This window comes from Adhaeretor mobilis, assembly GCF_007741515.1.
In the GTDB taxonomy this organism is placed as follows: domain Bacteria; phylum Planctomycetota; class Planctomycetia; order Pirellulales; family Lacipirellulaceae; genus Adhaeretor; species Adhaeretor mobilis.
The window spans coordinates 692,814-704,719 of the sequence record NZ_CP036263.1 but is presented as its reverse complement, the minus strand read 5'-3'; the positions used below and the strand labels follow the sequence as shown (position 1 = coordinate 704,719).

The 11,906-nt window shown below is 55.6% G+C and carries 10 protein-coding genes; 7 read left to right on the top strand and 3 right to left on the bottom strand.

Going from position 1 to position 11,906, the window contains the following annotated elements:
• Positions 1-29 precede the first annotated feature (29 nt).
• Positions 30-1,295, bottom strand: a complete 1,266-nt coding sequence (locus tag HG15A2_RS02735; RefSeq protein ID WP_145057601.1) for a BaiN/RdsA family NAD(P)/FAD-dependent oxidoreductase — start codon at positions 1,293-1,295, stop codon at positions 30-32.
• A gap of 331 nt (positions 1,296-1,626) precedes the next feature.
• Here HG15A2_RS02735 and HG15A2_RS02730 point away from each other — a divergent pair, with 331 nt between their 5' ends.
• The 5 genes from HG15A2_RS02730 (at position 1,627) to HG15A2_RS02710 (ending at position 7,176) form a co-directional block, all read left to right on the top strand.
• Positions 1,627-2,301 carry a cyclic nucleotide-binding domain-containing protein gene (locus HG15A2_RS02730; protein ID WP_218932286.1) on the top strand — a complete coding sequence of 225 codons (675 nt, stop codon included), beginning with the start codon at positions 1,627-1,629 and terminating at the stop codon, positions 2,299-2,301.
• A gap of 91 nt (positions 2,302-2,392) precedes the next feature.
• Entirely contained in the window at positions 2,393-5,482 is a 3,090-nt protein-coding gene (locus tag HG15A2_RS02725; RefSeq protein WP_145057597.1) for a hypothetical protein, read from the top strand.
• Positions 5,483-5,645: 163 nt separating this feature from the next.
• Positions 5,646-6,020, top strand: coding sequence for a type II toxin-antitoxin system RelE/ParE family toxin (locus tag HG15A2_RS02720; RefSeq protein WP_218932285.1), 375 nt, complete (start codon positions 5,646-5,648; stop codon positions 6,018-6,020).
• The gene (locus HG15A2_RS02715) at positions 6,004-6,330 is read left to right on the top strand and encodes a helix-turn-helix domain-containing protein (protein WP_145057593.1); all 327 of its coding nucleotides are present in this window, start codon (positions 6,004-6,006) and stop codon (positions 6,328-6,330) included. Before HG15A2_RS02720 ends, HG15A2_RS02715 begins: the two co-directional genes overlap by 17 nt.
• A gap of 327 nt (positions 6,331-6,657) precedes the next feature.
• A complete protein-coding gene (locus HG15A2_RS02710; RefSeq protein WP_145057592.1) occupies positions 6,658-7,176 on the top strand; it encodes a hypothetical protein in 519 nt (172 codons plus the stop codon).
• 54 nt (positions 7,177-7,230) lie between these two features.
• On the opposite strand, the gene HG15A2_RS02705 is transcribed toward HG15A2_RS02710, so the two are convergent.
• Positions 7,231-7,701 carry a DinB family protein gene (locus tag HG15A2_RS02705; RefSeq protein ID WP_145057590.1) on the bottom strand — a complete coding sequence of 157 codons (471 nt, stop codon included), beginning with the start codon at positions 7,699-7,701 and terminating at the stop codon, positions 7,231-7,233.
• A 122-nt stretch (positions 7,702-7,823) separates the two neighbouring features.
• On the opposite strand from HG15A2_RS02705, the gene HG15A2_RS02700 reads away from it, so the two are divergent.
• Positions 7,824-9,113, top strand: coding sequence for an IS1182 family transposase (locus tag HG15A2_RS02700; protein WP_145057588.1), 1,290 nt, complete (start codon positions 7,824-7,826; stop codon positions 9,111-9,113).
• 263 nt (positions 9,114-9,376) lie between these two features.
• On the opposite strand, the gene HG15A2_RS02695 is transcribed toward HG15A2_RS02700, so the two are convergent.
• Positions 9,377-10,825 carry a catalase gene (locus HG15A2_RS02695; protein WP_145057586.1) on the bottom strand — a complete coding sequence of 483 codons (1,449 nt, stop codon included), beginning with the start codon at positions 10,823-10,825 and terminating at the stop codon, positions 9,377-9,379.
• A gap of 211 nt (positions 10,826-11,036) precedes the next feature.
• Between HG15A2_RS02695 and HG15A2_RS02690 the strand changes: the two genes are divergently transcribed.
• On the top strand, positions 11,037-11,660 hold the full coding sequence (locus tag HG15A2_RS02690) for a DUF3885 domain-containing protein (protein ID WP_145057583.1): 624 nt from the start codon (positions 11,037-11,039) through the stop codon (positions 11,658-11,660).
• Positions 11,661-11,906: the final 246 nt, after the last annotated feature.

Sequence of the window (11,906 nt, the reverse complement as noted above, 5' to 3'; positions counted from 1 at the left end):
CCTCGTTCGACTCGACATACCCTACGAAACTAGGCACCAGCTTCCACCGAAGAGCCCGCTAGCCAGGCGGTGCTGAATGCGGCTTGGAAATTATAGCCGCCGATCGGTCCATCGAGGTCGAGAATCTCGCCGGCTAAATACAATCCGGCGACTAACTTGCTTTGCATGGTTGAGGAATCAACTTCCTTGAGCGCTACGCCCCCTGCGGTGACTTCTGCCTTCTTGAAACCGCGCGTGCCGCTGATCGGGATGTGCGTCTCTTTCATCGCCGTTGCTAGCTGTCGCAGGTGACGATTACTCAATTCTGCGGCTCGGCGTTCGGTCAGGTCGAGGAGCTCCACTAAGGTTTCCGCCAAACGTCGCGGCAGCCAACCCGGTAGCAAGGTAACGATTTGCTTGCGCGGGTTCTGCTGGCATTCTTGGCGTAGTTGCATGAAGAGTTGTTCGCCGTTCAGGTAGGGGACGAAGTCGCAGCGCAAAGCTAGCTCACGCGGTTTATCGTGGCCGGTGATGGCACGGCTCACGTCCAGGATCGCGGGACCCGAAAGGCCGAAGTGCGTGAAGAGGAATGAATCGCACGCCTCGGCCAATGGTTTTTGCTTGCCGGTGGATTGTCCTAGCTGAATATCCTTCAGCGGCACAACACCCACGCCAACCTTCGGGATTGTGACTCCCTTGAGCTTTGCCACCCAGGAGACATCGGTCGTCACGGGAGTGAGCGACGGGCGGGGTGGCACAATCGTGTGTCCCAGTTGCTCCAACCATGCGTAGCCGTCGCCTGTGGTGCCGCTACCGGGGTAGGATTTGCCACCAGTCGTGACAATCACGTTCTGGGATTCGTAAGTCGTGTTGGAGGTTCGCAGCTCGAAGCCGCTCTCGATCTTGCTGAGCTTCGTGAGCGGCTCGTTCAAATTCAACTGGCAGCCGCTCCGCTGGAGTCGCTCCATGAGGGCCGCTAGCACATCGGCGGCTCGATTGCTCACAGGAAACACCTTACCGGTATCTTCCACTTTCGTAGCGACACCCTCGTTGGCAAAAAGCTCGATCAGTTCGTCTGGCGAGAGAGTTGCCAACGCGGAGTGCAGAAATCGCCCGGGGCGGCCATACGCTTCTACGATCCCGCGGGCATCGGTCGCGTGGGTAAGATTGCAACGGGTGCCACCCGACATCAGGATTTTCACGCCAGGGCGAGCGTTTTTCTCCAGGAGCAAAGTGCGCAGCCCTCGCTCGCTGGCGCGAATGCCGGCGAGCAGTCCCGCTGCTCCCGCTCCAACGATGACAACATCCCAAGTCATAAAGCTTGTACTCTTAGATAGACAGGCAGGAGTCATTCCGAAGGGAGGCTAGCCGACCGAGGAATCCGGTCAACCCCGGGTTCCGGCCGGATTCCTCAGTCGTTCGACTCCATTCGGAATGACACTTTCAGCGAACTTTGCCGTGTTACTGAGGATGAACAAGACTTGGGCTCGTCGGGCGGAACCCTCTATCCTGGCGATCCTGTTAATCCTGTCTATAACCTGTCTTGTGAATTTAGCCGGAATCACCCTCGGCAGGCATTTCTGCTACTATTGTCGTCTGTCCGTTTTGTTCTCGGTTGGCCCGTTGGTTCTTGGTTTCGGTTCTCTTATGCATTGGTCACTTTACGGTTTTCATTTCGGCAACATTCTTTATCTAGTTGCCTACTTGGTGCGAGATATTCTCTGGCTTCGCATCGTTACCATCGCGGCTATCGCGGCGATGCTGCCCTACTACTATTGCTGTCACTCATCTCCGCAGTACCAACCGATCGCGTGGTGTTCACTGTTTGTGGCGGTGAACTTGGTGCAAATCGGCTTATTGATTTGGGAACGTCGCCCGGTGTTCGTAGGCGAGCGTGAATTGCAGATCTATCGAGAGGTGTTCAATTCGCTCTCGGCACGCGAGTTCGTCAAGCTCTTGTCTGTGGCCGATTGGAAGCAGGTTGCCTCAGAGGCAAAGCTCCTCAGCCAGAATGAGTCGGTCGATGCGTTAATGCTGATTGCTCGAGGAACCGGCGGCGTGCAGATCGACGGCCGCCACGTGGCGGACATTCGTGTGAATCAATTCCTCGGAGAAATGGCATTTCTGACAGGTGCACCGGCTAGTGCCGATGTCATCGCCCAGACAGAACTCCAGGTGCTCTCTTGGCCGCTAGACAAGCTGCGAGACTTTCTGGTTGAGTACCCTCAGATTCACTTCAAATTACGCGGCGTACTCGGGACTGATTTAGTAGAAAAGCTCCGCCAACGCGGCCATGCGGACGCCCATCCCTCGCTGATGTAAGCTCGGCGGATACACGATTGCCCCTCCACTCTCGGCGCTGGTATCATAGGCGTTCTGCTTTTCTTACCGGCTCCAGTGAAGGGGAGTTCTTTTGTCCACATCTCGCACTTTCAATGGCATACTGGGTAGCATCCTCGCGATTATCGTGTGGATCACGATCGCGGACTTCGCGGCGATGTACGTCGCCAGTCGCCAAAAGGATGCGGAATTAAATGATGAACTACCGATTACGCGGGTCTCCAACGAGCCCAGTACCGATCAACCCAGCACTGGCAAGCCGGCCGATCTCCCGCTGCCCAGCACGCTCAGTACGGCCGACTACGAGGCAGCCCTCTTCCCGTTTCTCAATGAGCGCAAGTACAAGTCACTCGGCTGGGCACCCGATAAGCATGTGCGCGATACGGGCCCATTCATCAACGGTAAGTACTACGGCACGCACCCAGCGGTAAAGATATTCTATTCGCCAGAGATCATCGCCTGGCTGGAAGACGGCAAGAAGACCGCCATCCCCGACGGCGCGATGATTATCAAGGAACAGTACGAACCGCCTGCGGCACGTTGGGAGGGGCTCGACGACGACGAACTGTTCAAGCAACTCTCGAGCTGGACCATCATGGTGAAGGACGCCGCAGGCTCGCACGACGGCTGGTTCTGGAGCAACCCGGCCAAAGATCAAGTCGTCGTCGATAATCACCAGTACCCATTCGATCACCCGATCTCCGGCTTTGGGATCTACTGCACGCGATGCCACGCTTCCACGCAAAGCCACGGGGAAACCAACGAGTACACGTTTGCTGCATTGCGGAACATCCAAGGCTACCCAGGCGAGCCGTTGCTGTTTCGCGTGGATGATTCCTGGCGGAAGAGTCCTGATGTAGAAGAGCCTGTTGCGACGGAGGTTGAGGAAACTCTCGAAGATGCTCCCCACCCTGTGAGCAACGAAGACTTGCTTGCCGAGAATCTATTGAAGAGTGCGGCGAGCTCGCAATTGAATAGCAGCCACCCCCGCTGCAGCGCTGCCACGCATCCTGAGCAATGCGTGCCGCAATTGAACCAAACTTTTCTAAAATACTTCCCGGCGATTGCCACGCGCGAACGGGGAACGGTTGAGCACCTACCGCCCATCACACACGACTGGGTGGTGCGCCGCCCGGGTCAATCGCAGCAAACCACGCCGCAAAAGGGTCAGCCGTTCGTCACTTCCAACCAGTGCATGAGCTGCCACGCCGGCTTGCTGGAACCGTTCGGGCCCACGATGTTCCACCCAACCGAAGACAATGCGGAGTATGGCGCCGCTGGCGTGCATCTATCTCCCTACGGCGAGTGGCGCTGGACGCCGATGGGCCTTGCCGGGCGCGATCCGGTGTTTTTTGCCCAGTTGGAAAGCGAAATGCAGCTCATCAAAGACGACTTCCCCGACGATCCTGAGCAGGCGAAAGTGCTCGTCGATAACCTTGTCGAAACGTGCCTCACCTGCCACGGGGCGATGGGCAAGCATCAGCACGACTACGACCACGGCGGCCGTACGGACGACTTCGCACTGGCTCAACTCATGCAGGGTTCCAATGGCGAAGACGCCACCAACACCGATTCCGGCAAGCCAGATGACTGGCGTTATGGGGCGCTCGCCCGCGACGGCATCAGCTGCACGATCTGTCACCAAATGCAGCCGCGCGAGCAACCGGCTGACGACCACCGGCACTATCTGGAGTACTTCCTCGAAACTTCGATTACCGGCAACATCCATGTCGGCAATCCCAACGAGCTACACGGGCCGTTCGAGGACAAGGAAATCTCACCGTATTCGATGGAGCACGCTCTGGGATTCAAGCCGAAGCACAACCCGTACATCCAGAGTTCCCAAATGTGCGGTACGTGTCACGTGGTGAACCTGCCAATCATCGACGAGGTTTACGCAGACGGCGAAACCACAGATGAATTAGTGGCTGCGGAGCAGAATCCACTGTTCAAGAAGTACCATCACCATCTCGAGCAGTCGACCTACCTGGAGTGGCTGAACAGCGAATTCGAGAACGAGTTCAATCCAGAGAACCCCCAAGCGCAGACCTGCCAGGACTGCCATATGAGCAAGGACTACCACAACGACGATTTAGACCTGCATCTGGAGGCGATCGAAACACGGATCGCCGCCATTCAGGACGACACGTATCCCGATGCGGAGAACCTTGTCGAATTGAAGGAGCTGAAAGTTCGCCTCCGCAAGGAAGGCTACGCAAGGCACAACTTCCGCGGCCTGAATGTGTTCCTGGTCGAGATGTTCAACCAGTTCGACGACGTGCTAGGCGTGCGCAAGAATGACTTCATGACCGGCTCAACGAGCGACATCGCTCACGCCAAGCAAGACTTCGTACGCCAAGCCCGCAACGATGTGGCAGAGCTCGAGGTGAGTACGGATCTAACTGGCGGAGAGTTGATCGCGCAAGTCGAAGTCAAAAACAAGGTCGGCCATCGTTTTCCTAGCGGCGTAGGCTTTCGTAGAGCGTTCCTTGAATTTCTCGTTATCGAGAAGCCGCAAGAGAACGACTCCGAAGAACGCATTGTGTGGTCATCGGGCCGCACTAACGAGATCGGCGTGCTGCTCAATGGCGAGGGGAAACCGCTGAGATCGGAGTTCTTCGACGAGCATCCCGACCCGGAAGCCAACCGCGGCAACGAGCAATGCTGCCAGCACCACCACGAAGTAATCACGAGACCCGATCAGGTGCAGATTTACGAAACGCTCCTGCACTCGGCCGATCATCGCTTCTCAACCAGTTTCGTTCATGCGGGCCAAACGATTAAAGACAATCGCCTACTCCCACGCGGCTGGAGTGCCCAGGGCCCCGGAGCGGCACTCAACGGTAAGTTCCTCAAAGCCACCCACCCAGGGCCCGTCGCGAAGAACGACGCCCGCTACCAAGATGGCAGCGGCACGGACGTGGTGACCTACAAGGTGAAGCTGCCAGCAAACGTAGACACCAGCCGCCTGCAAGTGAAAGTGACCCTTTACTACCAAGCGATCCCGCCGTACTTCCTGCAAAGCCTCTTCGAAACAGCGCCCACCGGCCCGGCTACGCAACGCTTGCATTACATCTGTAGCAATATGGATTTGAAGGGCACGCCGATTGAAGATTGGAAGCTGGAGGTGGTGTCTGCTTCAGCTGAGGTTAAGTCTGAATAGGTTTGACGGGATCGACAGGATTTACTGGATCTAGTGACCCCATTTCGCCGCGGTGCTTGCACCGTGATTCACTCATGTAGGGTCCGCAGTGCGGACCAAGGTGCAGTTGGCTTGACTTGGATAGCAAATAAGTTATATTAAATTTGCATTAGAAGGGACTGACGTGCCAGAAGATGATAGAGAACCGGCAGAGTTGGTTTGGGAAGGCGATAGTAGAGATATTGCTCGCTCATTTCCCAAGGAAGTTCGCAGACTACTCGGCGAGGACATCGAGCGGGTGCGTCGAGGTATGAAGCCGAAAGACGGCCGGCCGATGAAGAGCATTGGAGTCGGGGTGTTTGAACTTCGTCAAAGTGATACCAATGGCTGGTATCGAACGATCTACCTCAGCGTTGTAGAGGGTAAGCTCCACGTTCTGCATTCATTTGTGAAAAAGAGCAGAAGTACGCCGAAGAAGGACCTGAGTGCTGCAAAGAATCGTTTAAAAAGTGTCAAAGCAAGGCTCACAGAGGAGAAACGCAATGCCAAGAAGCGATAAGCCTACCAAGAGTTCTGGAAACGTCTTCGAAGACTTAGGTTTCCCGCCAGAAGAAGCTGCCTTGTTGCAATTAAAGACGAGCCTTCAAATTGCTATTGAAAAGGAAGTGCAGAAACAGAAACTCACGCCTAAAGCACTCGGCAAGGTGCTCGACATCCAGCAACCGCAAGTCAGTGACTTGCTGACAGGCAAGGTCTCTAAAATGACGATTGATAAGCTGACGAAGTACCTCCACCGCATGGGACTGATGGTCGAGGTGAAGACGAAACGCTCTACAAGTCGCAAGACGCTTGGAAGCAGCGTGGCTTAGCAGAGTAGGTTAGCCGGGGTCGACAGGACTTACTGGATTAGTGAATTGCGTTTTGCCGCGGTGCTTGCACCGTGATTCACCATCGCCGTCGGAGAAACCGAAGAAGCCATGCCGCGAAATGAGGTTAAATCAAGTAAGCCAGCCTTCAGCGAAGAAAAACGAATTCGCCATTTACGACTTCAACCATCTTGGCGGTGGCTTCTGTTTTTTATCCTGTTTTGCGTTACTAAAGGTTTACTGGCCGGTATGGATTGGTAGCGAAGGCAAAGTAGGGTCCGTTGCGCGGACCCTTCTTCCTGAAAGTTGATCGCAATCGCGCCCCAACAAATGAGAATTCGAAAAAACAAATACAACCGAATCATAGTCATAGCGATTGTGCTTGTGTGCTTAGCACTGCTCTTTCAGAGGCGAAATATAAGTGCAGCCGCGAAGGAATCGCTAGTAGCCCGACGCGACTCGCTCAGTCTTGGAATGACCCCTGCCCAGGCGAAGTGTCAATTAGCTGGGGATAGCAAATTGATGTTGCATGCTGAGCCGATGGCTGAGGCTGGCCTGGTAACTTGGAGGCTTTCTACTCCCTTGGAATTTGGTGCAAGGAACTGGGTGCTCATCGCCGTCTTCCTCGATGGGAAACTGGTTGCACACGGAATCCGAACAGCGGACTCTGATTTCGAAAAACCAGCAATAGCTCCGAAAGACAAAATGGTTGATTCTCCTGACGTCGGTGATATCTGGAACAGTCGTTTCATTGTTCCTCTGGGTATCATAACTCATCTGGGGACCGTAGCCGTGCTCAGCCAACTACCTCGCGCGGAACGCGATCCCCATATTGCACCAATTCTCTAGCAAAGTACGCTCCGCTCTGCGGGCCGACGAACGGCCATAGTCCCACCACACTATTCATCCATCCATCGCACGCAACTTCTCTTCGATAAAACCGATGTGATGGGGGATGTGCCCGGTGATGCGCTGGAGAAGTGTTTCCAACGTCATTGGACCGTCGAGTGAATGCGTGCCTTGTCGCTCGAACGTTCGAGTGTCGCTGGCACGAAGGATAGGCAGCATGTGAGCGCGGACTGCCTCGATGACGTCTAACTCTGTTTTCCACGGTCGCTGCTCACAAACGAGCCCTATCGCAAACACATCAGGGTCCATCCCAAAAAACGTAGGGTTGTCCTCGGCGATAATACGCTTCATCCGGTCTGCGTAGACAATCTCAGTGTCGGCGATATGGCAAACAACTTGGCGAATCGACCACTTACCTGAGATCGGCGTCTTGTCCCAGTCGTCATTGCCTACTTGACTGACAGCATCGCGAAGCTGCTTTGCGCCTTGAGAGTAAGCCTTAATGATTTCGGGGGTATCGCTCATGAAAATCGTTCCAAGTAGGGTCCGCTGTGAGCTTGTGAATTATTCAGCTACCTACTCGGCAGCTAAGAATTTAGAATCGGTGACTGCTTTGATTCTAACATGCTTTGCGATGGAGGTTCTTGATGGAACGTACCACACAGACCGGCACGGCCCGTTTTCAGCGTGCTGAGCGACGACAGATCGAGTTTCGCCCGCTCGCACTCGATCAATTGCTTGCTGAAGATCACGCAGCGCGACTGATTTGGGCCTACGTGGAAGGACTCGACCTGACGCTCTTGTATCAGAAGATTAAGGCGGTGGATGGGAATGCTGGTCGCAATCCGATCGATCCCAAAATACTCCTCTCATTGTGGCTCTTCGCCACCGTCGAGGGAGTCACCTCCGCTCGTCGACTCGCTAAGCTCTGCCAAGAACACTTGGCTTACCTGTGGATCTGTGGCGAAGTGAGCGTGAATTACCATACGCTGAGCGACTTTCGCACCCAACACCATGAGTTTCTCGACGACCTGCTCACTCAAAGCGTGGCCACGCTGCTGCACCAGGGACTCATTGAACTCAACAGCCTGGCCCAAGACGGGATGCGTGTTCGCGCATCGGCCAGTTCGAGTTCCTTCCGCAGGAAGCCCACCCTCGATGAATGCCTCGCCCAGGCGGAGCAACATCTGGAAACACTTCAGAGGGAGAGCGAAGAAGATGTCGGGGTTGAGAACCGTCGTGAACAGGCAGCACGGGTGCGTGCGGCTCGTGAGCGGCAGGAGCGTATTGAAGCGGCTTTAGAAGAGCGTGAAACGCTCGTTCCGAAAATGGAGCGTCGTAAGAAGGGTTCTGGTAGCGAAGCACGCGCTTCGACCACCGACCCCGAAGCACGCAAGATGAAGATGGCCGATGGGGGCTTTCGTCCGGCCTATAACGTACAGTTTGCGACGACGACCGATACGCTGGTGATTGCTGGTGTGGAGGTGGTCAATGCGGGAACTGACGGTGGTCAGATGAAGCCGATGATTGATCAACTTGAGCGGCGCTACCAGCAGGCTCCCGAGCAGTACCTGGCCGATGGGGGCTTCGTGAAGCTGGACGACATTACTGCCCTTGAGCAGGCGGGTATCACAACGTATCTGCCGATCATGGAGCAAACACGTAAGGAGTCCCAGGGGATCGACCCGTTTGCTCCGGTGAAAGGCGATAGCGAAGAGGTCAAGCGGTGGCGTGCCCGGATGGGCACTTCCACAGCGAAAGAGATCTATCAGCAGCGCAGTGCGACTGCTGAGTTCCCCAACGCCGGCTGTCGGAATCGGGGGCTGGGTCAGTTCCCGGTTCGCGGGTTGCTGAAAGCCAGAGCGATCTGTTTATGGCAGGCACTAGCGCACAACTTCCAGAGAACACTTGATTTACGGCGGCAAGCGACCGGGTAAGCTTGTGATGATCAGGCAAGGATGCCAACGCCATCGGGTCGTCAGCATCCCAAGCAACTTTAGCAAACAGGGGTGTTTAACAACGACACAACCAACCTTTCAAGAAAGAACCCCCGAGCACTAGGACCTCAGGCCCGGTTGAGAAAAATTCACGGCCTCTGTGCGGACCGAGGGCGCGGGTCGGCTACTCGATTGTTTAAGCCGATAGCTAGGTGGCACTATTGAGACTCGTTGGAAGCTCAGGATGGTCCGCACAGAGGACCCTACGCAACACCTTTGGCAACCCGTTCCCCAAGATCCTTGTCCACGTTCTTCCAATACTCCAGCGCCCGACCTAGCACGGGCTCTTCCACGCCGCCTTTGAGGTGGCCAACAATGTTCGACACTAGGCGGTCGCGTTCCTCGTCGTTCATCACCTCGCGCACCAGTGTGCCAGCTTGGCCCCAATCGTCGTCTTCGGCGTGGAGTGTGTAGGCGGCGCGGGTGAACTGGCCGTCGGCGCTCCAGGTAGCCATTTCGGGGTACTTGGCGCCGTCTGCTTGTGGACCCCCTTTGGAGTTAGGGGCGTATACGGGGTCGCTCACGTTGTCGATCCGCATGGGTCCGTCCTTGGTGTAGCTATTCACCTCACACTTGGGACGGTTCACGGGGATCTGCTTGTAGTTCACACCCAGACGATGCCGGTGCGCGTCGGCATAGGAGAAGATGCGCCCGAGGAGCATCTTGTCGGGGCTGATGCCGATGCCCGGCACCAGGTTGTTCGGCTCGAAGGCGGCTTGCTCGATCTCCGTGTGGAAATCCGTTGGGTTGCGATCAAGCGTAAGCTTGCCCACTTCTTGCAGCGGGTAATCCGCGTGCGGCCAGACCTTAGTCAAGTCGAATGGATTGAACCGGTAGTTGGCCGCATCATCAAACGGCATGATCTGCATATGCAGCGTCCAACTCGGGTGATCGCCCCGTTTGATTGCGTTGAACAGGTCCCGACGATGGTAGTCACCATCGGTGCCAGCCAGCTTATCGGCTTCGTCCTGCGTGAGGAAGTCGATGCCTTGGTCGGTCTTGAAGTGGTACTTCACCCAAAACCGTTCACCGGCTGCGTTGACCCACATGTACGTGTGGCTGGAATAGCCATTCATGTGGCGCCAGCTCTTGGGGATGCCGCGATCACCCATCAGCCAAGTGACTTGGTGGGCCGACTCGGGTGAGAGACTCCAGAAATCCCACTGCATATCGTTGTCGCGCAGGCCATTGTCGGCGCGGCGTTTTTGGCTGCGAATGAAGTGCTGGAACTTCATCGGGTCGCGTAGGAAGAACACGGGCGTGTTGTTCCCGACCATGTCGTAGTTGCCTTCGCTGGTGTAGAACTTCAGCGCAAAGCCACGCGGGTCGCGCCACGTATCTGGGCTGCCGCGCTCGCCAGCAACCGTAGAGAAGCGGATCAGCGTGTCGGTCTTTGTGCCCGGCTGAAACACGGCCGCCTTGGTGTAGGCGCTCACGTCGTGCGTGACTTCAAACCGGCCAAACGCTCCGGAACCCTTCGCGTGCGGTTGGCGTTCGGGAATGCGTTCGCGATTGAAGTTGGCCATCTGCTCGATCAGGTAATGATCGTGCAGAAGAATCGGCCCATCGGGCCCCACGGTCAGCGAATGCTCGTCGCTAGCAACAGGAATCCCGGCATCGGTGGTGGTAGGTTTGCGACCGTCGTTACTCATGGCTTCGTCCTTCGCTATCGTTGTGATGGAGATGACACCCACGCCCGACTCGACTCATAGAGTGGTAGATTTTACACATAGCTCGCAGGTTTGTCAGCGGGCTGGCAGGGCGAAGTGGTTGGCGAGGAGTCGCTGATGGCGAATATAGAACTAGTCTCGTCGGATTCGAGGTAGACAGAAGCAAACTAGCGCTACGACAATGTAGGCTGCCATGAACTACCGCGACCAAATCGACTCAACGTTTGACGGCAATGCTTTTAAGAGGCCTCTCTTCTATGGGTATGGAGGAGGGCTTCGGTTCGAGCTCTCCGAAGGTGGGAACTACCTCAATCAGTTCCTGACAGCCCATCGAAAAGGGATGGAGATTTGTTCGGAAATATTTCGACCGGACAAACCCTTAACCGTTTGCTTCAAAGTTTTTGGTGAGTCCCTGCTTTCCTGCAGATCGGTACTGAGGGGATTGATTGAACTGGAGATTTACCCGAAGCAGAGCAAAGAGTACTGGACAGAGAGAGAAGAAGAGTGGGAAGGCGATGAAGACTACTCAAATTGCCATTGGCACTATTTTGTTTTCGACATTCCTCCGGATCGTCTCCTGAACGTATTGTGGTGCGCTTTCTCATCAGATTTTGGTCCGATCAAACCGCGAGCACACGCGACCGTCTACCTATTTAATCTTGAGGAGCGAATAATGGCCCTTGCTTACGACGACCGTGGAATGGACGTCGTTGGTCCAAACAGGCCGTTGCTCAAGAAACTCTATGATCGATTTAATGCGTACTTGCTTTCTTGCGATAAGGAGGCAATGGATGCCTCCTTTTCTGAGATCGATTAGTTGCTCCTGGCCAACATCTGTCAGTTACAAACAAATCAGCCAGCCTGAAAACCGACAGACTCGGGTAGCCGCGACACTTCGTCCGCTGAAAGGCTTGCCTGCTCTGGCGGCTGACTCGGACAAGTGTCGGGGTCGCTTGCGACAAGAGGCCTGGATAGACAGCACCGAGCATCCTGAAGACCTCTTGTGCTCCGCACACCGACACTTCTCCCTTGCGCTCTTTGCCAGATAGCCAAACTAAATGAG